Source organism: Deltaproteobacteria bacterium HGW-Deltaproteobacteria-18 (genome assembly GCA_002841885.1).
Taxonomy (GTDB): Bacteria; Desulfobacterota; Desulfovibrionia; order Desulfovibrionales; family Desulfomicrobiaceae; genus Desulfomicrobium.
This window is the reverse complement of sequence record PHBE01000012.1, coordinates 41,881-65,257: the sequence shown is the minus strand read 5'-3', so window position 1 is coordinate 65,257 and position 23,377 is coordinate 41,881. Positions and strand designations below refer to the sequence as shown.

Below are 23,377 nucleotides of genomic sequence, written 5' to 3'. Positions count from 1 at the left end.
TCGCACCGTCATATATTTCAGACCGAGATCACCGAATTCATGCTGTCACCGATCCCGCTGTATTCGTAACTGTCTGCTTGGACATCATTGTGCCAATCCTGCCCATCGACGACGTAGCGGAACCTGTATTGCCGCCCGGCGGACAGATCCATGCTGCATTCGAAGCCGTTCTCGTTTTTCGTCATGGGGGTGGCAGTGACGTTCCAATCGTTGAAGTCGCCTGCCAGGGAGACGCTTGAGGCCGACTGCGCCTCTTCGCCATCGAACGTGAAATCAACCCTGCAGACCGGTTTGGATTTGTGGTAACTCTTGGTGATGGGCATATTATCCTCCTTTGGTTTGTCGGCTCAAGGCCGTTTGGGCATGCTTCAAAGGGCTGACCCATTGCAGGGCAAGCAGACGCGGACAGTGGTGCTGCCGGGTCTCGAGCAGTCCAGTTCGACGTCGCCGCCCATGGCCCTGGCCATCAGCCGGGCCGAATAGGTCCCAAGCCCCAGGCCCCCCTTCTTGCCGGATGTGGCGTACTTCTCGAAAAATACGTCCCGCAATTCGACCGGCACTTCGCCTGAGTTGCTGATGATGACATAGCACCCGCTGAACCGTTCAAGGGATACGGTCACCCCGTCTCCGCAGGGCGAAGCCTCGATGGCGTTCCGAATCAGATTGGCCAGTACCGAATAACACAGAAGTGTCTCTCCTTGGACCATGAACGGGTCGTCCCATATCAGCGGCCAACCTTCCCGTTCCAGCTCCAGGCACACGTTTCGCCGACTCAGCAGGCTTTCCATTTCGGTCCAGATGTCCCACAGAATCCGGGCCAGATCGACGGCGACAGGACTGAGTTCGTAGCGTCCTTCCTCCATCAGGAACAGGCGCTGGGAAAGGAGGATCATGTCCTGCATCCTCTGAGCCGAAACCGTTATCAGCCTGACTGTTTCCAGCTGTCTCTGGGTCAGGTCCGAGTCAAGGAGCAACAGTTGCGACAGGCTGATGACGGAACTTAAGGGGGTCAGGAGATTGTGCTTTGTGATGCGGTCCGCCTCTTCGATCCCTATCCGGGTCGACCGGGCGTTTCTGTTCCGGGGATTTTGGACGTCATGCCGGACGGGCGGCTCAAGTGTTGTCTGTGTTTGTGTTCTGGTTGACTTGTTCATGTTCGCCCCCTTGATAAGGAATACTGACGCAGGTCCGCTTGGCGGAAACTCCCGGTCGGGACTTTTCATGAACAAGAAAATACTGAGAACGAAGGTGAGGGCAATACGAATTGAATAAAGGTTGCATCATGGGGAAATACTGTCATCGCATTTTTGTCTTTTCATCCATCAGGGTCATCAGATATGCGCCAAGAGTAACCTTCTTGCCCACAAGACCCAGCTTTTTCCGGATCGACGCACGATAGAAGTTCGCCGTGGTCACGGACAAACCGAGCGCGGCGGCGATCTCCTTGCTGGTCATGCCGGAGCGGATCATGTCCGCGACCCGGATTTCGTTTCCGGTGAGCGTCCTGTATTCATCATTGAGGATGCGGGCGAAACCGGAAGTGATGTCTTCAAGAGCCTTGACGGCGAAGTCCAGATTGTGCGCAGCCTGTGACGAAAGGTTCTCGCCGCGTACGGCAACCAGATACGGCGTCACGAGCATGCGCATGTTGTCGAGCACGCGGCGTTCCATTTCCAGGCGGTCCTGCTCGCGCTGTTCAAAGACTACGCGCAGCGCCACGTTCATGTCCTGGAGACGGGCGGTGGTGGCGGTGAGGTCCTCCTCCAGGCGTTTACGCTCCGTAATGTCCAGACCGGCCGTGATGATCCGCTTCGTATCGGCGATCTCGACCAGTTCGCCGCTGATCAGAACCGTGGCGAGGCTTCCGTCCCGCCTGCGAAGCACCGTCTCGAAATTCCGTACGGCATCGTACTGCTTCAATAGAGCTGCGTAACGCGCCCTGTGCTCCGGGCTGGTCCATATTCCCAGATCGACCGTGGTTTTCTGCAGGGCTTCCTCCCTGGAATAGCCCATGCTCCGCGCGAACACATCGTTCACTTCCAGAAGTTTTCCGTCTTCAAGGGAACTGATGATGGTGGCCATGGGAAGGGAATTGAACAGCGTGCGGAACTTTATCTCGCTCTCCCGCAGCATGCGCTCCGCCTGCATGCGTTCGGTGATGTCGCAGAACGTGACGACGACAAGGTCGGCATCTCCCAGGCGCAGCGGAAGGGCAGAGGTGTTGACCCAGGTAACCCCGCCGGTCGGTATCGTGACGCCCATTTCGACGTTCTCGATCAGGCGGTTCTCTTGCAGGGCCCGCATGCAGGCATGCTCTGCGGGCGGCATGGGTGAGCCGTCGGGACGAATGATCACCCTTTGCTCCCCATCACTGTTGCGGGGGGGCAGCTCCGAGCCGGGCATTCCCAGCAAGGTGCTCGCGAACCCGCTTGACTCGATGATGCTCCCGTCGCGGTCAAAGACGGCCACTCCTACGCGGAAGGAGTTCAGCAAGGCGCGATACTTTCGTTCGGTCTCTTCAAGGCTCGTCGTGCCGGTCTCATGTTCCGCCAGCTTCTGCCGCGTTCCGTGCAGTTCGGCGAGAAACTGGGCCCTGGATTTCTCGAAATCACGCATGCACGCTCCTGTCGACGGCTGTTTTTTGATAGACCGATGCAACGAATGTTCTGCAATGTCTTCGGGCTGATGCAAAAATGGGCCGTGCCATCAAATTTTATTCAATTTGAGCTTGAAAACATAGAAGCATTCGAATTTAGACGAATGCCGCGTGGCGTTGAATTGGGAGCAGTGATGAGTTGAAGAGAGCGAAGAATACGTGAGAATACGTATCGAGCAGCAGAGATAAACTCCATTTTCTGGTTGAACGGAGGACTCTGTCGCTTCCGGTTTGCTCGGAAAGTTCCAGTATGGGGTTCTGTTTCAGGATATTAAGACACGTCTTATAAAGAATGATCCCGTCGTATTGCAGGCATCGAAGGACGATGTCTGCAATACGACGATTGGTGCGGAAAAGGTCATGATATCCGATGCAGGCATTCTGTCGGATTTTACAAACACTTACATTTCGGCCGGGGGGATGAGCCTGTCCCGGGCAAAGGCAAAGCCTACGCCAAGTCCGATTTCAGCGCCTCGCGGCTGAAGGGCATTTCCTTGAGCCTGACGCCCGTGGCGACGAAGACCGCGTTGGCCACGGCCGGTGCCACAGGGGGCAGGCCCGGTTCGCCGATGCCGCCGACGGGGTGGCGGCTCTCCGCGATGTGCACCTCCACGACCGGGGCCTCCCGCGTGCCGAGCAGGCGGTAGCGGCCATAGCCCAGGGTGGCCACGCCGCCGTCCTTGAAGCGGACGCGTTCGTTCAGGGCGATGCTCAGGCCCATGACCACAGCGCCCTCCATCTGGGCGGTTATGGCGTCGGGGTACACGGCCGTCCCGCAGTCCACGGCGCAGACGACTCTGTGCACGGTGATGGCACCGGTCTTGCGGTCCACGGAGACCTCGGCCATCTGGGCCACGGACGAGCCGAAACACTCGGTCAGGGCCACGCCCCGGGCCCGGCCTTCGGGCACGGGGCCGCCCCATTCGGCCTTGTCGGCCAGCAGGGACAGGGTGCGGTGAGGGCGGGAGCCCTTGTCCATGAGACCCAGACGGAACGCCACGGGATCCTTGCCCGCCACGTGGGCGAGTTCGTCCATGAAGGACTCCACGGTGAAGCAGTTGTAGGAATGCCCCACGGAGCGCAGCCAGCCCACGGGTATGGGCAGGTCGGGGATGGCGTATTCGATGCGACGGTTGGGGATGGCGTAGGGCATGCCCTGAACGCCTTCGACGGAGGTCGGATCGACGCCGTTCCGGACGGCCGTGGGCCACAGGCGGGACATGATGGACGCCGCGACCAGCCGGTGCGACCAGGCCACAAGGTTGCCGCCTTCGTCCAGCCCGCCGCTGATCCTGCAGATGCTGGCTGGCCTGAAGAAGTCGTGGGCGAACTCGTCGTCGCGCGTCCAGACGACCTTGACCGGGCGGTTCATGGCCCTGGACAGGCTGACCGCCTCGGTGACGACCTCGGTTTCGCCGCGACGCCCGAAGCCGCCGCCGCAGGGCGTGGTCATGACCTCGACCTTTTCGGGCGGCAGACCGCAGATTCTGGCAGCCTCGGACTGGGCCGAGGTCTGCCCCTGGGTTGGGGCCCAGACGCGGCAGCGGTCCTTTTCCACGTGGGCCGTGCAGTTGGTCGGTTCGAGCTGGGCATGGGCCACGTAAGGTACGGAGTAGACCGATTCGACAATCGTGGCGGCTTCGGAGAGGGTTTTGGCCGCGTCGCCCGTGTTTTCGGCCACGGCGGCGGAACCGTCGAGCTTGGCCTGCAGCTCTGCGGTGATGGCCTCGTCGTTCAGGTCCGGACGGTCGCCCTCGCTCCAGGTCACCTTCAGGGCATCGCGCCCCTGCATGGCCGCCCAGGTCGTTTCGGCGCAGACCGCCACGGCATTGTCCAGAGGGACGATGTCCAGCACGCCCCGTATCTTCCTGGCGCCGTCGGCGTCAAAGGCCAGCGGCTTGGCACCGAAGCGGGGAGGATGCGCCAGTACTGCCACGCACATGCCCGGCAGCCGCGTGTCGATGCCGAAGGCGGTGCGGCCCTGGACCTTGTCCTCCATGTCCAGTCGCCGCTTGAGAGTACCGATGAAGACGTAGTCGTCCGGATTTTTGAGCAGAGGGTCCAAAGGGACCTGAAGTTTGGCCGCCTTTGCGGCCACGTCACCGTACCCGACGCTGCGGCCGTCGGGATGAAAAACCTTGCCTGCCCTGGTCGTGCATGTGGCCGGGTCCAGCCCCCATTGTTCGGCTGCGGCCCGCAGGAGCATCAGTCGCGCCGCGGCCCCGGCCTTGCGGAGCATGTCCCAGCGATGACGGATGCTGGTGCTGCCGCCCGTGGCCTGAATGCCCCATTCGGGATCTTTGAAGGGCTCGGCGGCCAGGGCCATCCTGGTGCGCACGCGTTCCCAGTCGGCGTCGAGTTCGTCTGCGGCGATCATGGCGATGCCGGTGTGCGTGCCCTGACCCAGATCCGTCTGTCCGACCCAGACGGTCACGGAGCCGTCGGCGTCGATTTCTACGAAGGCGTGGGGGCGAAAGGACGGCAAGGGCCCGGCGGTCCCTGGAGAAACGTTCAGAAGCACGATGGCCCCAGGCGTGATGGCGGCCGCCAGGACAAGAAGTCCGCTCCGGATGAAATATCGTCTGGACATGTCTTCACTCATGGCGTCCTCCTATTTCATCTTCTGCGCGGCCCGGCGCATGGCGGGGATGATGCGCGGGTGCGACCCGCACCGGCAGGCCATGTCGTCCATGGCCTCGGCCATCTCCAGTTCCGAGAGTTCGGGATTGCCCGTCAGCACATCCACGGCCCTGAGCATCATGCCTGTCTGGCAGTAACCGCACTGGGGCACCTGCGCCTCGGTCCAGGCCACTTTCACGGGGTGCTCGGCGGGCAGGCCTTCGATGGTCAGGATCTCGCTCCCCTGGACACTCTCCACGGGCATGACGCAGGACCGCTCGGCGTGTCCGTCCACCAGCACGGTGCAGATGCCGCAGGCACCCTCGCCGCAGCCGTATTTGACGCTGGTCAGCCCCAGGCTGTCGCGCAGCACCCACAGCAGGGGCGTATCCGGGTCCACGTCAATTTCATGGACCGTGTCGTTCACTTTCAAGGATATCATGTGGCCTCCCTGTTCGTCGTGTACCCGGACCGGCAGGTCACGACCCGCCGCAAACCGTATTGGTCCTATAGGCCCAAGTCACGAATGCGGTCAAACATGGATGCATTGATTTGAAGGAGCGATCGTCCGGAAACAGGGCTGTCAGGGATGCCGCTCAAGTCTTATCCGATGTAGTCCGCTGCTCGCTATTTCCGTTGACAAATCCACCAAGAACGACTTGTGCGTTGTAGTCGTGTCGGTGAGGCAGGGAATGTACTGAAGGAGAAAATTTTGACGGATTTCAGAAACGGCGGGACGCGTCCCGAAGGGCAGGACGGCCGGAAGGAGTTTCTGCGAGGTGCCAGGGCCATCCTGCCCGTGCTGCTGGGCGTCATCCCCATCGCCATGGTCACCGGCGTGGCCGCCGTCGCCTGCGGCATGAGCACGCTCCAGGCTGTGGCCGCGTCGTTCATCATCTATGCGGCCGCCGCGCAGCTCGTCATGTACGACATGCTGGGCGACGGCAGCGGCATGCTGCTGGTCCTGACCGCTGGCGTCGTCATCAATCTCCGGTTTCTGCTCTACAGCGCGGGTATGGCGCCTCACCTGCAGGGTCTGAGCCTCTTTCGCCGTCTGTTCGGTTCGTACATACTCTCGGACCAAGCCTATGGTCTCACCATGGTGGACCAGCGCACGCGAGAGGGCGGCACGAGCGTGTACTTCTACTTCGGGGCCGCCGCGACCATGTGGGGCGTGTACCAGCTGGGGGCGTGCCTGGGCGCGGTGCTGGGCGAGACCATCCCGGCCCGGTTTGAACTCGGCTTCGCCCTGCCCCTGACTTTCTCGGTGCTGGTGGTGCCGCTGCTGGACAGGCCGCAGTTCCGTGCGGCGGCCCTGACCGCCGCGGTGGTGGCTGTGCTCGGAAGCGGTTGGCCGCACAACCTCGGCTTCTTCGCGGGGGCCTTGGCCGGCATCGCGGCCGGTTTCGCGTACCAGCGCGTCACCACGGGAAAGGTGCTCGATGCCTGAAAACATATGGATTCTTGTATTGGCTGCGGGAGCGGCAACTTTTCTGCTGCGTCACGCCTTCTCCCTGATCTTCGGCAAGAGGCAGGTCCCGGCCCTGCTGCGTGCCATTCTGCCTTTCATCCCGGCCGCAGCCCTGTCCGCCATTATCGCGCCGCAGGTCATCGGACCGGCTATCGGGGCCGCAAACGTGTTGCACCCGAAGCTCTTGGCCTGGCTGTGCGCCATGCTCGTGGCCTGGAAGACGAGGAACATGCTGCTGACCATCGCCACAGGGCTGGCCATGCTGCAGCTCTTTCTTGTCGTGCTGCCGTGACGTGTGGAAAACGGATTGCAGCAGATGCATAGAGCGTTTGACTTTGACTACGTTGCTCCGTCGCCGTTTTCCATCTTCAGCGGCCAGCTTCAACACGTGAATATTCGTCCCGACTTCATTTCCCTAATCGTCTGATCTCTTCCACCCGTTCCTCGAACATTTTCCGGTGCAGATCCATGTGCCCGAAATAGTCGTGGATCAGCGCCTCCAGGGAGATGTCCTTGTCTTCGCGTCTCCAGACGTGGCTCAGAGTTGCCGGGTTCATGTTTTCGATCAGGTGCATGAGCAGGGCGTTGTAAGTCTTCCAGAGGGTGACCAGGATCGCATAGTCGAATGATGTGATTTTGGTCGCGTTTTTCCATTCTTCGGCGTCATATTTCGGGAAAGCGAGCACCGGTTCGAGCTGCAGGCGGACAAATCGCTGGTGGTTGTTGGACGCGGAGTCGATCAGATGCGCGACCATCTCCTTCAGGGTCCACTTGTCCGTGGCCAGGCGGATGTCTGCGAGGTCTGCGCTGCGGGTCATGAGAAGTTCGAAGGAATCAATGCGGGCCTTGCAGTTCATGCAGTCAATATTCATGGTCTCTCCTTGAGTTTGAATCGCTGCATCCAATAACCCGGGAGGAGTGGCGGGCACAAGCAAAATGCCGGGTCGGAAGCGTGAATCCAGCTGGCGCAGAGAGATGTGCTTTTTCGTGACGTGGACATCTTCGACGGCTGCTTTAGTTTGTTCTCTGTACGGTACAACTCGCGGCCGCGACAGGGCTGCATTATCCGGTGGCGGGCAGGTTCGTCCGTGAAACGGACTGTCATTCATCTGGCCGCGTGAGTGCGGCATGTGCTCCCGATACGTGGCCGAAGCGTTTGGCAAGGTGCTGGTTTTTGTCGTATCCGATGTCTGCAGGTGGAGTTTTTTGTCATGAAGCGGACAGGGAGGATTATGGATCGTCGTCGTTTTCTTAAAAACGTGATCGGGGGAGGCATTGTCGTCGGGTCCACGGTGGCCTTGGGTGGCTACTCGCAGTTGCTGGCCGCCGATGCCTCGACCGCCCCGGCATACGACCTCGTGGCCGTGCGCGGCGGGGAACCGGGGGCGATGTTCGACCAGGCCATGGCCTCCCTTGGCGGCATGCAGGCCTTCGTTCCCAAGGGCAGCAGGGTCGTGGTCAAGCCGAACATCGGTTGGGACGTGACCCCGGAACGCGGTGCCAACACCAATCCGGCGCTCGTCAGGCGCATTGTGGAGCACTGCCTGCAGGCCGGGGCCCGGGAGGTGTCCGTTTTCGACCACACCTGTGACCCGTGGGCGCAGAGTTACAGGTCGAGCGGCATCGAGAGGGCGGTCCGGGACGCCGGCGGAAAGATGGTCCCCGGAAACAGCGAGGGCTATTACGAGCGGGTTGCGGTGCCGGGCGGAAAACGGCTCACCGAGGTCAAGGTGCACGGGCTGCTGCTTGAATCGGACGTGCTCATCAACGTCCCGGTGCTCAAGCATCACAGTTCGACGATGCTCACGGTCGGCATGAAGAACCTCATGGGCGTGGTTTGGGATCGCGGGTACTGGCACCGCAACGACCTGCACCAGTGCATCGCGGACTTCGTTTCGTACCGCAGGCCTACCCTCACCGTGGTGGACGCCTACAACGTCATGAAACAGAACGGGCCGCGCGGCGTGTCCGCCGCAGATGTCGTGCAGATGCAGGCGCTCGTCGTATCCGCGGATCCGGTCGCGGCCGATGCCGCCGCCGCGAAGCTCTTCGGGTTCGAGCCCGAAGCCGTCCGCCATATCCAGCTTGCGTCGCAGATGAACCTGGGCAGCATGGACCTTGGCGCACTGTCCATCAAACGCATCAGGCTTTGAGGCGTCGTGTGCGCTTGAAACCCGGGCATTTGAAGCCGGTACGCGTCGCCCTGTCCCTGGTCTTTTTCGGTCTGACGGCGCTGGTCTTTCTTGATCTGGGGAACGTGGTCCCGCCGTCGCTGACTGAGGGGATCCTGTACCTTCAGTTCGTGCCCTCCATGCTCGCCTTCATGCACGGGGCGGCCCTGGGCGCGGCGGGATGGCTCGTTGTGGCGGGGCTGACTGTATTCTTCGGCCGTGTCTATTGTTCCAGCGTATGCCCCCTCGGGACCCTCCAGGATGCCGTCAGTTTTACGGCCGGGAAAAGACGGGGACATCGCTTCAGACCGGCCGGATCGCTTCGTTACGCCATCGCGGCCATCACCGCGCTGCTGCTGGTCGGCGGCAGCGGCCTGCTGCTGAACCTGCTCGATCCGTTCAGCGCTTTTGGAAGGATTCTGGCAGATCTCGTGCGTCCGGCGGTCGTCGTGACCAACAATCTTGCCGCACTAGCCCTTGAACAGTTCGGCCAATACGCAATTTCCCGCAAGCAGTGGGCAGTGCTGACGCCCCATGCCGTTGGAGTCGCCGCGACAACCCTGCTCGCGGTCGGGTGGCTGGCAGCCAGACGCGGCCGTCTTTACTGCAACACCGTCTGTCCGGTGGGCACGCTCCTTGGCTTGGTGTCGCGGATTTCATGGCTGGGCCTTGGGATCGACCCTGACAGGTGCACGAAGTGCAGGCGCTGCGAACGCGTATGCAAGGCGGGCTGCATCGATCTTGCACGCATGCGGGTCGATGCAGCCCGCTGCGTGGCCTGTTACAACTGTCTGGCAGCCTGCCCGGAAGGGGCGGTGCATCTTGAAAACAGGTGGCGACGTGGTCCCGTCGTGCGGGCGGATCAGGGCCGCAGGGATTTTCTCCTCCATTCGGGGGTCTCCCTGCTGGGCCTTGCCGGGCTGGTGGAGACCAATGCCACTGTGCTGCAGAGCCGGCCGACCACCATACCCGAGGCCGTGACCGGTCCGGTATCCCCGCCTGGCTCCGTCAGCATCGAGCGCTTCACTTCCCTCTGCACGGCCTGCCACCTGTGCGTGAGTGTCTGTCCCTCGCAGGTCCTGTCCCCGTCGATCCTCGAATTCGGGCCATCGGGCATGTTGCAGCCGCGCCTCGATTTTCGCGCATCCTATTGCAACTACGAGTGCACGCTTTGTTCGCAGGTCTGTCCCACCGGAGCCATCCTGCCCCTGGCCGCGAAGGAAAAGAAGCGCACCCAGCTGGGCGTGGCCAGGTTCATCAAGGAAAACTGTGTGGTCTTCACGGACAACACGGCCTGCGGCGCGTGCTCGGAACACTGTCCGACCAAGGCGGTGCGCATGGTGCCGTATCCCAATCCGCAAAACCGCCCGTTGCTGATCCCGGAAGTGCATGCGGACTATTGCGTCGGCTGCGGAGCCTGCGAGCACGCCTGTCCCACGAGGCCCTTCAAGGCGATCTGCGTGGACGGCAATCCGGTTCACGCGCGGTCGAAAAAGCCGGAGCCCACGGCGCCGGAGATCAAAATCAACGACACGGAAGATTTTCCATTCTGAGACTCGGCCCCAAAAGAGGATCTTGGAAAAGTCCCGCGAGGCTCATTTTTAACAGACTGGGCTTTTTTCGACGGTGCGCATAATATTCTGATATACTTAAATATATGGACACAAGGGTCGAGGCTTGCTAGTGGCTTCTACCCATGCGAACCGTAATTCTCTCACTAATGCTACTTACTTTTTGGTCTTCATCAGTACTTGCCGAACACAAGCGACTTGAGAAGGAATATCAACAGGATTGGTGTGCCGAAGCGCGCGGCCAGGCCGAGATCCGCCTTGCCGATGGGACCAGGGCCGATTGCATCACGCGCACTCATGCCATCGAGTTCGACTTCGGCCGCAAGTGGGCGGAGTCCATAGGCCAGGCCCTGTATTATTCCATGCAGACCGGAAAGCGGGCAGGGGTCGTACTGATTCTGGAGCGGATCGAGGACAGGAAGTTCTGGATTCGGCTGAATTCGATCATCGAGTTTCAAAAACTCCCGATTGACACCTGGAAGATCGAGAATTTTCAGATCCCATAACGATTGTCATCTCCCGACGACGCATGTAGCCCTTGATGTCAAACATCAGGAGCAACCATGAGCGCACTCTTTTCCCCCATTTCTCTTGGCAATCTCTCTTTGCGGAACCGCATCGTCATCGCTCCCATGTGCCAGTATTCCGCACAGGACGGGCAGCCGACCGACTGGCACCTAATTCACCTTGGGCAGCTTGCCCTGTCCGGGGCCGGACTGCTGATCGTCGAAGCCACCGCCGTCGAACCGGCCGGGCGCATCTCTCCGCAGGATCTCGGGCTGTGGTCCGATGAGACCGAGGCGGCCCTGACAGCGTTGCGCAGGACCATGCGGGACCATTCTTCCATGCCCGTGGCCATTCAGCTGGCTCATGCCGGTCGCAAGGGGTCCACGGCGCGGCCCTGGGACGGGGGCGCGTCCGTATCGTTCGGCCACGGCGGCTGGACTACGTCCTCGGCCTCGGCCCTGCCCTTTGCCCCCGAGGACGCCCCGCCCGTGGAGATGGACGCAAACGGCATCGCGCGGGTGGTCAAAGCCTTTCGCCGGGCGGCGGAGCGCGCCCTGAACTGCGGCTTCGACGGCGTTGAACTGCACTGCGCCCACGGCTACCTCATGCACCAGTTCCTGTCCCCGTTGTCCAACCAGCGCCTGGACGAGTACGGCGGCAGCCTGGAAAACAGGATGCGCCTGCCTCTCAAGGTCTTCCGCGAAATCCGCGCCGCGTTGCCGCTGGGCTTTCCGCTCGGAGTACGCATCTCGGCGACGGACTGGATCGAGGGCGGCTGGGACCTTGAGCAGAGCACGGTCTTCGCCGCGCGTCTGAAGGAGCTTGGTTGCGACTACATCCACGTCTCCAGCGGCGGCCTGTCCCCCATGCAGAAAATCAAGCCGGGACCTGGCTATCAGGTGCCCTTTGCGGCGCATATCAAGCGCGAAACCGGCATGACCACCATCGCGGTGGGCCTGATCACCCAGCCCAGGCAGGCCGAGGAGATCATCGCCTCCGGCCAGGCCGACCTGACGGCCCTGGGTCGGGGCATGCTCTACAACCCCCGCTGGCCCTGGCACGCGGCCGCGGAACTGGGCGCCTGCGTGGATGCGCCGCCGCAATATCTTCGCTGCGAGCCCCACGGCGTGAAGGACCTCTTCAAGAAGAGCTGACCGTCCGGGCCGCGCCGCGTGGAAAGGTCGGCATCGTCCTGCGGGTCGGTGCTCTTTTTACCTGGATCTCGCGAGTGTCATGCCCGCGAAGAAAGGCCGCGAATCCTCGTCTGCCTTCTGAAGAATTCGCGCCCTGATGGCGAGATTGTTTTGGAGACGAAGTGATGGCGTCACGGCATGGTTTTGACGAAGAAGATAATGGTCCAATTGTCTTTATCGATGCAAAATCAAAGACAAAGGTTACTCTTTAGGACTAATGAGTAAAAGAAATATAGAAAGATGAATTTCTGACAAACATCAAAGAATTGGAATCTTATTTCATAATTTAATTTCAATGGGGGGGGCAAATTTCTAGTCTTGAATGATATCAATTTGCAACTGTGACATATATTCTTCGATGAATATAATCATTTTGGAAACGGGATAATTTAAGATTCAATATTCTCCTCCCAATTTTTTCCATCCAAAATCGTTGTGATACACCATCAGCTTCGTCATGCCGCCATCCACCGTGATGTTCTGGCCAGTAATAAAGCCGCTTTTTTCATCACACAAAAACATGACCGCATGGACGATGTCTGAAGGAACGCCCACACGGCCGGCAGGGTGCTGGTCCGCGTCCGGGCCATTGAACCGGGTGCCGGTGGTGTCGATCCAGCCCGGCGATATGGAGTTGACCCGCGCCTTGCCTGCCAGGGTAACGGCCATGGCATGGGTCAGCGCGGTGATGCCCCCCTTGGCCGCCGTGTAGCTTTCGGTATCGGCCTGGCTCATCAGATGCCGGGTCGATGAGATGTTCACGATGCTTGCCGAAGGCTTGAAGTGATCCATGAACAATTGGGTCAAAAGAAACGGAGCCGAGATTCCGACACGCAACACGTAATTGAAATCCTCATGGGAGCAGGTCTTGAGGCCGCCCCGGGACAGGCACGCATTGTTGATGAGATAGTCGATGGCGCCATGCTGGGCGATTACCTTTGACGCAAAGGCACGCAATGCCTGTTCATCGGCAATGTCGCCGACGAAATAGTCGTTATCCTGCATGTCGATATTGCAGACGGCAACTCCCTGCTCGGCGAAAGCGTCACAGATCGCCTTGCCTATGCCCTGCGCTCCGCCCGTAACGACCGCGACTTTCTGTTTCATCACGACAAGATCTCCTTGCTCTGTTTTCATCCCCGAAGAGCGGGGGACGTGGCCATGAATCCTGAATGAATTGCCGGTGCCCTGCAACCGCAATGCATCCGGCCTTGAGCGCGTCGCGTGGGGAAAGGGCAGGAGCTAAACTTTTTTGACGAATTCGGATTTGAGCTTCATGGCGCCGATGCCGTCGATCCTGCAGTCGATGTCGTGATCACCGTCCACCAGCCTGATGTTCTTGACTTTCGTGCCGACTTTGACCGTGGAGGACGAGCCTTTGACTTTAAGGTCCTTGATGACCGTGACCGTGTCGCCGTTCTGAAGCGGCTTGCCGTTGGCGTCCTTGATGATCTTGTCATCCGGTCCGTCACCGGCAGCGGCGTCCTTGGACCATTCGTGGCCGCATTCCGGGCAGACGTAAGCCATGCCGTCATCGTAGGTATATTCGGAGCCGCACTTGGGGCAGATGGGCAGATCACTCATTTCGGTGTCCTTGGCTGGTTGGGGTTTTTACGTGAAATGGCCGCGATTGCAGACAGCTGAACCCGCTAGCCGTTTGAAGCTGCTCCGGTCAATGCAAAATGCCGGGCTCAAAGGTTGGTGCAGGCGGGGGACGGGAATGAAGCATTGTTTGCATGGCGATGAGGCGTCCATGAATAAGCCATCGCCGATGCGACCTTTTTCCAATCCGGTTGGAGCAAGGACCCCAATTGTCCGTTAGGGGGGCGTTTCTTTAATCCTTGCCGAGGGCCTGTCGCTGTGAGAACACTGCCGGAACAGCGAAAAGCCTTCTTGGTGGCAGAGTGAAACGCCTCGTTCGCCCCCCCCTGCTGCCCGACGGGGAGGCGTTCGAAAGGCTGGTCAACATGTCCCGTACTTTATCTCATCGAGGTATTGAGCTTGTATCAAAGGTTATTGAATATCTTCATTGCTACACAGAGTCCTGAGCTGGAAACGCTTCTTTTGGGAGTTCCGCCGCAGGACCGGTTTTCTCACCATTTTTTCAGCAGCGCTGACATCCTTGCAGTCGATATCAACAGCTGCGCAGTCATTATCCTCGATTTTGAAACAGCTCGGGCTGAGTCATTGATCAAGATTCACGAAGCTAAAAATGAGCGGGCAGTCGTGATCGGCTGCTTTGGCGCCGATAATTTTTCAATTCTGGCAGAGTATCACGATTTTTTTGATCAGGTCTGGATCAAGCCGTTCAGTGAAAGCAAGATCCACGCTTCTTTTTCCGGGATTCTGAGGCGTTTCAAAGAGCGTGAAGACGCGCAGTTGAACCGGAAATATCTGGACACGCTGATTGACAGTCTGCCTGAATTGATCTGGTTCAAGGATGCGCGGGGCGCTCATCTGAAAGTCAACAGCAGCTTCTGCCGGACTGTAAACAAGACCAAGGAGCAGATCGAGGGGCGCGGGCATTATTATATCTGGGACATCGAGCCTGATGAATATGCCCAGGGAGAATATATTTGTCTGGAATCTGAAGAAATTGTTCTTGCTAAAAAGAAAACCTGTCTTTTTGACGAAACAGTGAAATGCGGTGATGAACTTCGTAAGTTCAAGACATACAAATCTCCTATATTCGATATAGATGGAGAAGTAATTGGTACTTCAGGTTTTGCGCATGATGTAACAGATCTGCAAAATTTGATGATTGAATTGAATATATTGATTGAGAGTCTTCCTTTTGCGATCATGGTAACCGATAAGATTGGTGAAATTACCAGTGTGAATCAGAAGTTTGTTGATATTTTTTTACAGGAAAAATCAGATCTTATTGGTAAAAAAATAGAATCTTTTATTGATAAAACAAATAAATATACATGCAGCAAGAGATGGATTATTGAGCAGGATGATGACTGCACACTGCTTCTTTCCAAAAACAGAATTCTGAAACTGCACGATGAAAATCTTCTGGATATATTTGGCGTGCAGGCTGGGCATATTTATCTTTTTGTGGATATCACTCTTGAATATCACCACAAAAACAAGCTGCTGTCAGATGCAAACACAGATTACCTGACCAAGTTGAACAACAGACGCAGCCTCCAGGACTTCATGAGGAAAACGCCGCCTCACCCGGACACGGTGCTGTTGCTTGCGGATCTGGACAACTTCAAGGAAGTCAACGACCAGTACGGCCACGAAGAAGGGGATAAGGTGCTGATAGCCTTTGCAGACATGCTTCAGCAGATATTTCCAGCTGCAAACCTGTTCCGACTTGGCGGGGATGAATTCGCGATACTTCTTCACGATGTGAGCGATTCAGGTAAGGCGAGACAATGCGCTGAGCAACTTCTGGCGGGATTTGAAGAGAAAGTTGCCCGCAAGTTTTCCCACACCAATATTTCGGTCAGCATTGGCATTGCCATGGATAATGGGCAATACGAAAATTTTGGTGAATTGTTCAAAAAAGCGGACATGGCGCTTTATGAATCAAAAAAAGCGGGAAAAAACGTGTTCAAGTTCTGGAGCCGGTAGTTCCTGAACCTGGATTTCATCACATAATTCTTGATGATTACTGCTGGCACTGCACTAATTTGTCATTCCCTTGAAGAAGGGATTAATTAAGACTTTTCCCATGCTGCCGATAGAAGCCTCCCGTCCAGAGCCGGGTCCGGTACAGTCCTCAAATCCGTCTCGCGATCTGCATTCCCTCGAACAGCCCCTGGAAGAAGTTGGCAGCATTCACGCCCAGCGACCTGATCTTGTATCCTCCCTCCTGTACGACCACCGTATGTCTGCCCAGAGCTCCGATGAGCTGGCCGTTGCGGAAGAAATCCCTGGCCTGCAGACGCCATGAACCCGTCGGGTCCCCTTTGGCCGGATCAAGGCCGAGGCCCACGATGACGAAGGCGGGGTCGAAGTCGGCCATGACCTTCAGGGCCTGGCGCAGGGTTTCGGCGTATCTCTCGCCTTCAACGTCCTCCGGGAGGGGGAAATTGCGGTTGTATCCCAGACCCGCTCCCTCCCCGCGTTCTTCCGCGAATCCGCTGAAATACGGGTAGGCGAATCTGGGGTGGCCGTGGATGGACACGGTCAGCACGTCGCTGCGCTCGTAGAAGATGTTCTGGGTGCCGTTGCCGTGGTGGTAGTCCACGTCAAGCACGGCGACGCGCCCGTGGGCACTGAGTCGATGGGCGACCACCGCCGACGTGTTGAAATAGCAGAATCCTCCGAAGGCCCGGCGTTCGGCATGATGCCCGGGGGGGCGCACCAGGGCGTAGGCAAGGCGACGTCCGGCCAGCAGTTCCTCGGCTGCGGTCAGCCCGCAGTCCACGGCCCCGCGCGCCGCTGCGTAGGCGTTGCCGTTCAGGGGCGTGAAGGTGTCGATGCAGTAGTAGCCAGCCCGCACGGCCAATTCCCGAGGGGGGCGGGCTGCGTTTCTGATGGGGAAGACATAGGGGTAGACGGATTTCTTCTCGGGAAGGTTCGAGCAGACGGTCCGAAGATAGGACACGAACTGCCGGTCGTGGACCTGGGTGATGTGCCGCTCGGCGAAATGCCGGGGCTGCCTGCGCAGGAAGAGGCCTGTCTTCTCGATTTCCTTCAGGATGGACTTCATGCGCACCGGCGACTCGACATAGCCGCGCTCGCGGATGTGGTGGATCGCATGATTCTCGTTGCAGATCAGGGCGATCCTGCGGTCGTCGCTGATGCCCGGGACCCGTGGGGGCGCGGATTCCCTGACATATCGCGGTTCGCGCAGGAGAAGATTGCCGGTCGGAATGGAGTCGAGGACCATCTTGACGTACTGCGGCGAGCATTTTTCCTTGTACTTGCGCTCCAGCACGGCGCGCACCACATGGCGCACCCGCTCCCGCGCCAAACGCAGGGGTTTGTCCAGGGGATCGGCCACCAGATAGGGGGCGCAGTCGTCTTCGGCGGAGAGAGGCGTCTCGTAGGCCGTGTTGACGATGGGTCGCGCCCCGTAGCGTTCATAGAAGCGAAGCCGCGCGACGTTTTCGCGCAGTAGTTCCGGGTCACGGCACAGGTTGGGATCGTCAGGCAGGCATTCGAAGAAGAGGGCTGTGTCGCCGAGTGCCTTCGCTTCTTCGCGCACACGTTCGTAGAGGGCCGAGCCCACCCCGCGCCCGCCATGGCGCAGGCTGACCGAGAGGTAGTCGAGGTAGCAGAAGCGCAGGTCCGAGAAGTGGCACAGCAGGGCAAATCCCTGCACGACCCTGCGTTGCCCCTCGGCCACGAAGACGATGGTCCGGTATCCCTTGCCCAGGGGATTCTTGAGGGTGGCGGGAAGGTTCGCGATTTCCTCGGCCGCGATGAGCGGAAACCGCTCGGCCAGGATGGTCTGGACCTGCTCGACGCTCTGAGCGTCGACGGGCACGGTGGTGTCGTAGATGGGGCGAATGCTGAACATGGAGAGCCTCGTTTGAGCCGGTGCCGAGATCTGAAAATGAATGGGATTATCTTGCTGACCAGGACAATACGACCGCGAAGGCAAATGGTAAATCGCATTTTGCTGCCGTCCGTAAAAATGTTTTTCCACTCCCGCCCCCGATCTTTTCTGGTGCATAATTTGCTTCCAGCCTTGCGGGAGGGACGTCATGCGCATCAGTTCCAGACAATATCTTGAGACTACGTCACAATTGTCCAATAACGGCGAAACGTCACAAAACGAGTTGTTAGCCAAACTCGGAGCGCGGAAGTGCTTTCGTGACGGGGATGCGAACCGGGATGGCGTCGTCACTCAGGATGAAGTGAGCCTGTCCGCTGAAGCTTTCGCGAAGCTTGACGCATCCCGGGACGGAAAAGTCACCCAGGAGGAAATATCTGCCGCCATGTCGGAACACGGTAAGGATGTCTATTCCCACTATGTTTCCAAGAAGAAGGCAGGAGCAAGCTCCCTTGATCTTCTGGGCAAAATTCTGGGTGAATCCGCCACGCAGAATGATACTTCCGCTTCGGAAAAAGCAGCCCGGAAGTATATGAAGCGCATGGATGCGGACAAGGATGGAGTTCTGTCCAAGGCAGAAACATCCGTATCCGCCCCCGCCTTCAGCGCTATCGATACCAGTGGCAACGACGTCATCGAACTGGAGGAAATGCAGGCCGCGCTCAAGGCTCATGAAACCAAACTCTCCAGTTATTTCTCGTCACTTACGGAAAGTTCCTCCAACCCTTCATTGCAGAAGAAGATTTGATAACCTTGTTCGGTCTTCCCCGAGGCTGACGAAGCTTATGCGGCCTCCGAAGTGGTATTTCGGAAGCCTTGCAGTCCAGGGAAGTCGACGAATCGCTCTTCATGCTTCCAAAAGTCGGGGAGTGGTTCACGATTCCGCCGCGGTGAAATTTTATGCGCTGCGAGGGCTCACCGAGTCTATTCCGAAACTTTTTTTTCATACTTATTTTTCAGTAGGGTATTTTCAGCTTGCACCTACTGACCTTCCTTGATATTTCCTTCGATCTTTAATCGATTGACTCGTTTTTCTTTCAGCAAATCGTATTCTTACGGAGGATTTCATGCGCATATTCGTAATGCTGGCAGCAAGCCTGTTTTTTGCCCAGGCAGCCTTTGCCGAGCCGGCCGGCAGCCCCCTCCCCATTGGCATCGCCGTGGGACAGACCACCAACGTAGCCCTGTTTGGCGAAGAGCAGGTCAACGGCGCCAAGGTGGCTGAAAGGATGATCAACGAGAAGGGCGGCGTGGGCGGAACTCCCATCAAACTGATTTTCCAGGATACGGGCGGAGACGAAGCCGGGGCCATCAACGCCTTTCAGAACCTGATCTCCCGCGACAAGGTCGTGGCCATCATCGGGCCCACCCTGTCCCAGCAGGCCTTTGCCGCCAACCCCATCGCCAACCAGGCCAAAGTGCCCGTGGTCGGACCGTCCAATACTGCCAAAGGCGTGGCCCAGATCGGTGAATATGTGTCCCGCATCTCCGCCCCCATGACCCTGGTCGCCCCCAATGCCCTGAAGCGGGCCCTTGCGGTCAACCCGAATATCAAGAATGTGGCCGTGGTCTATGCCCAGGATGACGCCTTCAACGTCTCCGAGACCGGCATTTTTCAGGACGCCATCAAGGGCATGGGCCTGAACATCGCCCTCATCCAGAAGACCAGCGTCAAGGACACGGACTTCACCACCCAGGTCACGGCCATCCTCGGAGCGGGCGTGGACATGGTGGTCATGAGCTGCCTGGCTGCCGACGGCGGCAACATGGTCAAGCAGCTGCGCCAGTTCGGCTACGAGGGCCTCATCGTCGGCGGCAACGGCTTCAATTCCCCCAACATGTACCCGGTCTGCGGCAAGGAATGCACCGGCGTCATCGTGGCCCAGGCTTACAGTCCCAAGGCCGACAACGCCGAGAACAACGCCTTTGTCCCCATGTTCAAGGAAATGTTCAAGAAGGATCCGGCCCAGTTCTCGGCCCAGGCCTACACCAGCGTGAAGGTCGTCGTGGACGCCTTGAACGAAGTGGAGCAGAGCACCGGCAAGAAAGTCGCCGAAATGGACACGGCCGAACTGCGCACCGCCCTCAATGCAGCCATCATCTCCAGTTCCTACGAAACGCCTCTTGGCGAAATCGTCCTCGACGCCGACGGCGAGATCACCCAGAAAACATTCTATGTCTCCCAGATCAAGATCGCCGAAGACGGCAAGACCGGAGTCATGGAACTGTTGCCCGAATAACGCATCCTGCCGGGGGAGCGAAGCTTCCCCGGCTTTTGGCATATCATGAACACCGTCTATTTTCTGCAGAATATTCTGAACGGCCTCTCCATCGGCTCGGTCTACGCCATCTTCGCCCTTGGCTATACGCTGGTCTTTTCCATTCTTGGAATCATCAACTTCGCCCACGGCGCGGTCTTCACCCTTGGCGCATATTGCACCTATGCCCTGGCTGTCGGCGATTTCGGCCTGAACGGCCTTCTGGCCGGCACGAGCCTGCCTTTCAGCCTGCCTTTTCCCCTGGCGCTTCTGGGAGGCTCCATCATGGCCGGTTGTGTGGGGGTGCTGGTCGAGCGGCTGGCTTTTAGGCCGCTGCGGGCCAAAGGGGCCGATCCGCTCCTGGCGCTGGTCAGCAGCCTTGGGGTGGCTCTCATTCTGGTCAATTGCCTGCAATTTCTTGTCGGCGCGGAAATATACTCCTTCCCGTCCGACATTTTCGGTTCGCTGCCCATGGCCATGATTTTCAAGATGGATGGCAAGATCCTGGCCGTGCGCACCGTGCAGCTCATCATCCTGGGCGTCAGCCTGGCCATGTTGCTGGTGCTTGCCTGGTTCATGAACCGGACCCGCATGGGCAAGGCCCTGCAAGCCACTGCCGAAAATCCCGAAACCGCAAGCCTGCTCGGCATCAACGTCGACCGCTACATCCTGTCCACGTTTTTCATCTCCGGTGCTCTGGGCGGCCTGGCAGGCACCCTCATCGGCGCGAGCTTCGGCCTGGCCGGACCGTACTTTGGTGTCAGCTACGGCCTCAAGGGGCTGGCGGTCATCGTGCTGGGCGGCCTCGGCAGCATTCCCGGCGCGGTCCTCGGCGGGCTGGTCATCGGTCTGGGCGAGGCCTTTTTGCCCCCCGACTATTCGTCCATGAAAGAGGCCGTGGCCTTTGTCATGCTTTTCGTCATTCTTCTGGCCCGCCCCCAGGGGCTCCTTGGCCAGCAAACCATCCAGAAGGTTTAGGATGGGCATGTTTTTCGACAACTACGGTTTTTTGATGGTGGCCATCATCCAGCAGGCCCTGCTCGGAATGAGCCTTTGGTATCCGCTCATGGCCGGACAGCTCTCGCTGGCCAGCATCGGCTTCTATTCCCTGGGCGGCTACATCGCGGCCATCATGGGCACGAGCCCGATCTTTGCCTCCTGGCGGGAGACTCTGGGCGTGGCCCTTTATCCCGTAGAATGGCTCATCGCCATGCTGGCCAGTTGCCTGCTCGGACTTCTGGTCGGCATCCCGGCCCTGCGGTTGCGCGGCATCTACCTGGCCCTGGCGACCATCGCCTTCGTGCAGGTGCTCAACGTCGTGGTGCTGGTTCTGGACGTCACCGGCGGGGCGGTGGGCCTTTTCGGCATCCCGCAGCCTTTCGAGAAGCGCATTGGCTACCTGTGGTTCTTCGGTCCGCTCCTTATCGTCATGCTTCTCTTCTCCTGGCGTTTGACCCGCACCGTGGCCGGCCGGTCCTTCATGGCCATCCGCGAGGACGAGCTGGCTGCCCAGGCCATGGGCATCTCCACCACCTTCGAGAAGGTCCGCGCCTTTGTCATCGGTTGCGGCCTGGCCGGCGTGGTCGGAGCCATGAGCGCGCCGTTCCTCAATACCTGGAACGCCCGCCAGAGCAGTTTCGACGCCTCCGTGGCATGTCTGGCCTATGTGCTCATCGGTGGCGCGCGCTCCATCTGGGGGCCGCTCCTTGGAGCTATCCTGCTTGTCGCGCTGCCCGAGGTGCTGCGTCCGCTCAAGGACGCCCGCCTGATCATGAACGGCATCGTCCTGGTTGTGGCCTGCATCTACCTGCCCCAAGGCATCGCGGGGCTGCTGGCCTCCCTGCGCCGCAAAGTTTCGGGGGTGGCCTGATGGACGCCATTTTAAGCCTTGAAGGCGTATCGCGGTCTTTCGGGGGGCTCATGGCGGTCGGCGATGTCGGCTTTTCCGTGCAGTCTGGTGAGATCTTCGGCCTGATCGGCCCCAATGGCGCCGGCAAGACCACGCTCTTCAACCTGATTTCCGGACTCACGCCCGTTTCCGCGGGCCGGATCAGTTTTCTGGGCAAGGATATTCTGGGCATCGCGCCTCACAAGGTCGCCAGCATGGGCATGGCCAGAACGTTCCAGAACATCCGTCTGTTCAGCGGCATGAGCGTGCTCGACAACGTGCGCGCGCCCATGCAGGCCTTTGCCGAAACCGGCCTCCTGTCGGACCTGCTCGGCCTTCCGGCCAGCCGGGCCCAGGAGAGGCGGATCAGGGACAAGGCCCTTGAGCTGCTCGCTCTTGTCGGGCTGGGTTCCAAGGCTTCGGATCTGGCGTCATCCCTGCCCTACGGTGAGCGCAGGCGGCTCGAGATCGCCCGCGCCCTGGCGCTGCGCCCCAAGCTCCTGCTTCTGGACGAACCGGCTGCGGGCCTGAATCTGGCCGAAAAGGCGGAACTGAGCGATTTCATCCGTGATCTGCGCCACCGCTTCGACCTGACCGTGCTCATCATCGAACACCACGTGCCGCTGGTCATGGGCCTTTGCGACCGTCTGGCCGTGCTCAACTTCGGCCGCCTCATATGTCAGGGCAAGCCGGACGAAGTGCGCAGCGATCAATGCGTCATCGACGCCTATCTGGGAGACAGCCATGCCACTGCTCGAACTTGATCAGATCTGCGTGAACTACGGCGCGGTCAAAGCCGTGCGGGACGTCAGCCTTTACGTGGAGCATGGCGAGGTGGTCACCCTCATCGGCGCCAACGGCGCGGGCAAGAGCACCATCCTGCGCGCCGTCTCCGGTCTGGCCCGCATCGCATCCGGCTCTTTGAGTTTTGCTGGAACCGACATGGCCAAAACCCGGCCGGACGCCATCGTCCGTGCGGGGCTCGCGCATTGCCCCGAAGGACGTCAGGTGCTGGCCCGGCAGAGCATCGAGGACAACCTCCTGCTTGGAGCCTACATCCGCCAGGACAAAGACGGCATCGCGCGTGACCTGGAAAAGTCCTACACCATGTTCCCGCGTCTTCGGGAGCGCCGCCGCCAGCCGGCCGGGACCCTTTCCGGGGGCGAGCAGCAGATGCTGGCCATTGCCCGCGCCCTGATGAGCTCGCCGCGCATGCTCCTGCTCGACGAACCCTCCCTGGGGCTTGCGCCGCTGGTGGTGGAGGAGATTTTCGGCATCCTCGATTCCCTGAGCGCCCAGGGCATGACCATCCTGCTCGTGGAACAGAACGCACGGCTGGCCCTCGCTCACTCCCATCGTGGCTACGTGCTCGAATCCGGGCAGATCGCGGCCACCGGTGAAGCCAGGGCGCTGCTGGACGATGACCGTGTCCTGGCTGCGTATCTGGGGGCCTGACGCGGGGAGAAGAGAGAAGAGGCGGGGCGCTGCCCCGGGGGCCCGCAAGGGGTTCGCCCCTTGACTC

22 protein-coding genes are annotated in these 23,377 nt (G+C 59.5%); 13 read left to right on the top strand and 9 right to left on the bottom strand.

Going from position 1 to position 23,377, the window contains the following annotated elements; genetic code table 11:
* Window positions 1-17: 17 nt before the first annotated feature.
* The 5 genes from CVU60_12190 to CVU60_12170 all read right to left on the bottom strand — a co-directional run bounded on the left by CVU60_12190 (window position 18) and on the right by CVU60_12170 (window position 5,717).
* The gene (locus CVU60_12190; protein PKN41198.1) at window positions 18-323 is read right to left on the bottom strand and encodes a glycoside hydrolase; all 306 of its coding nucleotides are present in this window, start codon (window positions 321-323) and stop codon (window positions 18-20) included.
* Between the two features lie 45 nt (window positions 324-368).
* A complete protein-coding gene (locus tag CVU60_12185) occupies window positions 369-1,229 on the bottom strand; it encodes a hypothetical protein (GenBank protein PKN41197.1) in 861 nt (286 codons plus the stop codon).
* 67 nt (window positions 1,230-1,296) lie between these two features.
* On the bottom strand, window positions 1,297-2,616 hold the full coding sequence (locus CVU60_12180) for a hypothetical protein (protein ID PKN41196.1): 1,320 nt from the start codon (window positions 2,614-2,616) through the stop codon (window positions 1,297-1,299).
* Between the two features lie 488 nt (window positions 2,617-3,104).
* Window positions 3,105-5,258, bottom strand: a complete 2,154-nt coding sequence (locus CVU60_12175; GenBank protein PKN41195.1) for a hypothetical protein — start codon at window positions 5,256-5,258, stop codon at window positions 3,105-3,107.
* A gap of 9 nt (window positions 5,259-5,267) precedes the next feature.
* Window positions 5,268-5,717, bottom strand: a complete 450-nt coding sequence (locus CVU60_12170; protein PKN41194.1) for a (2Fe-2S)-binding protein — start codon at window positions 5,715-5,717, stop codon at window positions 5,268-5,270.
* Window positions 5,718-5,987: 270 nt separating this feature from the next.
* Between CVU60_12170 and CVU60_12165 the strand changes: the two genes are divergently transcribed.
* Window positions 5,988-6,725: a branched-chain amino acid ABC transporter permease gene (locus CVU60_12165; protein PKN41193.1), complete on the top strand. Its 738-nt coding sequence runs from the start codon at window positions 5,988-5,990 to the stop codon at window positions 6,723-6,725.
* On the top strand, window positions 6,718-7,038 hold the full coding sequence (locus CVU60_12160; protein ID PKN41192.1) for a branched-chain amino acid ABC transporter permease: 321 nt from the start codon (window positions 6,718-6,720) through the stop codon (window positions 7,036-7,038). The genes CVU60_12165 and CVU60_12160 overlap by 8 nt, the downstream gene beginning before the upstream one ends.
* Before the next feature lie 115 nt (window positions 7,039-7,153).
* Here CVU60_12160 and CVU60_12155 read toward each other — a convergent pair whose 3' ends face one another.
* Window positions 7,154-7,618, bottom strand: a complete 465-nt coding sequence (locus CVU60_12155; protein PKN41191.1) for a hypothetical protein — start codon at window positions 7,616-7,618, stop codon at window positions 7,154-7,156.
* Between the two features lie 360 nt (window positions 7,619-7,978).
* Between CVU60_12155 and CVU60_12150 the strand changes: the two genes are divergently transcribed.
* The 4 genes from CVU60_12150 to CVU60_12135 all read left to right on the top strand — a co-directional run bounded on the left by CVU60_12150 (window position 7,979) and on the right by CVU60_12135 (window position 12,149).
* Window positions 7,979-8,899: a tat (twin-arginine translocation) pathway signal sequence gene (locus CVU60_12150; protein ID PKN41190.1), complete on the top strand. Its 921-nt coding sequence runs from the start codon at window positions 7,979-7,981 to the stop codon at window positions 8,897-8,899.
* A 14-nt stretch (window positions 8,900-8,913) separates the two neighbouring features.
* A complete protein-coding gene (locus tag CVU60_12145; protein ID PKN41266.1) occupies window positions 8,914-10,470 on the top strand; it encodes a 4Fe-4S ferredoxin in 1,557 nt (518 codons plus the stop codon).
* Window positions 10,471-10,613: 143 nt separating this feature from the next.
* A complete protein-coding gene (locus tag CVU60_12140; GenBank protein ID PKN41189.1) occupies window positions 10,614-10,994 on the top strand; it encodes a hypothetical protein in 381 nt (126 codons plus the stop codon).
* A gap of 57 nt (window positions 10,995-11,051) precedes the next feature.
* Window positions 11,052-12,149 carry an oxidoreductase gene (locus CVU60_12135; protein PKN41188.1) on the top strand — a complete coding sequence of 366 codons (1,098 nt, stop codon included), beginning with the start codon at window positions 11,052-11,054 and terminating at the stop codon, window positions 12,147-12,149.
* A gap of 435 nt (window positions 12,150-12,584) precedes the next feature.
* On the opposite strand, the gene CVU60_12130 is transcribed toward CVU60_12135, so the two are convergent.
* Window positions 12,585-13,295, bottom strand: coding sequence for a short-chain dehydrogenase (locus tag CVU60_12130; GenBank protein PKN41187.1), 711 nt, complete (start codon window positions 13,293-13,295; stop codon window positions 12,585-12,587).
* Window positions 13,296-13,430: 135 nt separating this feature from the next.
* Window positions 13,431-13,772, bottom strand: a complete 342-nt coding sequence (locus CVU60_12125; GenBank protein PKN41186.1) for an alkylphosphonate utilization protein — start codon at window positions 13,770-13,772, stop codon at window positions 13,431-13,433.
* A 417-nt stretch (window positions 13,773-14,189) separates the two neighbouring features.
* Here CVU60_12125 and CVU60_12120 point away from each other — a divergent pair, with 417 nt between their 5' ends.
* On the top strand, window positions 14,190-15,776 hold the full coding sequence (locus CVU60_12120; protein PKN41185.1) for a GGDEF domain-containing protein: 1,587 nt from the start codon (window positions 14,190-14,192) through the stop codon (window positions 15,774-15,776).
* Window positions 15,777-15,924: 148 nt separating this feature from the next.
* Here CVU60_12120 and CVU60_12115 read toward each other — a convergent pair whose 3' ends face one another.
* The gene (locus CVU60_12115; GenBank protein PKN41184.1) at window positions 15,925-17,673 is read right to left on the bottom strand and encodes an acetylpolyamine amidohydrolase; all 1,749 of its coding nucleotides are present in this window, start codon (window positions 17,671-17,673) and stop codon (window positions 15,925-15,927) included.
* 340 nt (window positions 17,674-18,013) lie between these two features.
* Here CVU60_12115 and CVU60_12110 point away from each other — a divergent pair, with 340 nt between their 5' ends.
* The 6 genes from CVU60_12110 to CVU60_12085 all read left to right on the top strand — a co-directional run bounded on the left by CVU60_12110 (window position 18,014) and on the right by CVU60_12085 (window position 23,310).
* A complete protein-coding gene (locus CVU60_12110) occupies window positions 18,014-18,457 on the top strand; it encodes a hypothetical protein (GenBank protein PKN41183.1) in 444 nt (147 codons plus the stop codon).
* A gap of 319 nt (window positions 18,458-18,776) precedes the next feature.
* A complete protein-coding gene (locus tag CVU60_12105) occupies window positions 18,777-19,949 on the top strand; it encodes a branched-chain amino acid ABC transporter substrate-binding protein (protein ID PKN41182.1) in 1,173 nt (390 codons plus the stop codon).
* A 45-nt stretch (window positions 19,950-19,994) separates the two neighbouring features.
* Window positions 19,995-20,945 carry a flagellar biosynthesis protein FlgM gene (locus CVU60_12100; protein PKN41181.1) on the top strand — a complete coding sequence of 317 codons (951 nt, stop codon included), beginning with the start codon at window positions 19,995-19,997 and terminating at the stop codon, window positions 20,943-20,945.
* A gap of 7 nt (window positions 20,946-20,952) precedes the next feature.
* Window positions 20,953-21,837, top strand: coding sequence for a branched-chain amino acid ABC transporter permease (locus tag CVU60_12095; GenBank protein PKN41265.1), 885 nt, complete (start codon window positions 20,953-20,955; stop codon window positions 21,835-21,837).
* Window positions 21,837-22,619, top strand: coding sequence for a high-affinity branched-chain amino acid ABC transporter ATP-binding protein LivG (gene livG / locus CVU60_12090; GenBank protein PKN41180.1), 783 nt, complete (start codon window positions 21,837-21,839; stop codon window positions 22,617-22,619). Before CVU60_12095 ends, livG begins: the two co-directional genes overlap by 1 nt.
* The gene (locus CVU60_12085; GenBank protein PKN41179.1) at window positions 22,600-23,310 is read left to right on the top strand and encodes an ABC transporter ATP-binding protein; all 711 of its coding nucleotides are present in this window, start codon (window positions 22,600-22,602) and stop codon (window positions 23,308-23,310) included. The genes livG and CVU60_12085 overlap by 20 nt, the downstream gene beginning before the upstream one ends.
* The last annotated feature ends 67 nt before the right edge of the window (window positions 23,311-23,377 follow it).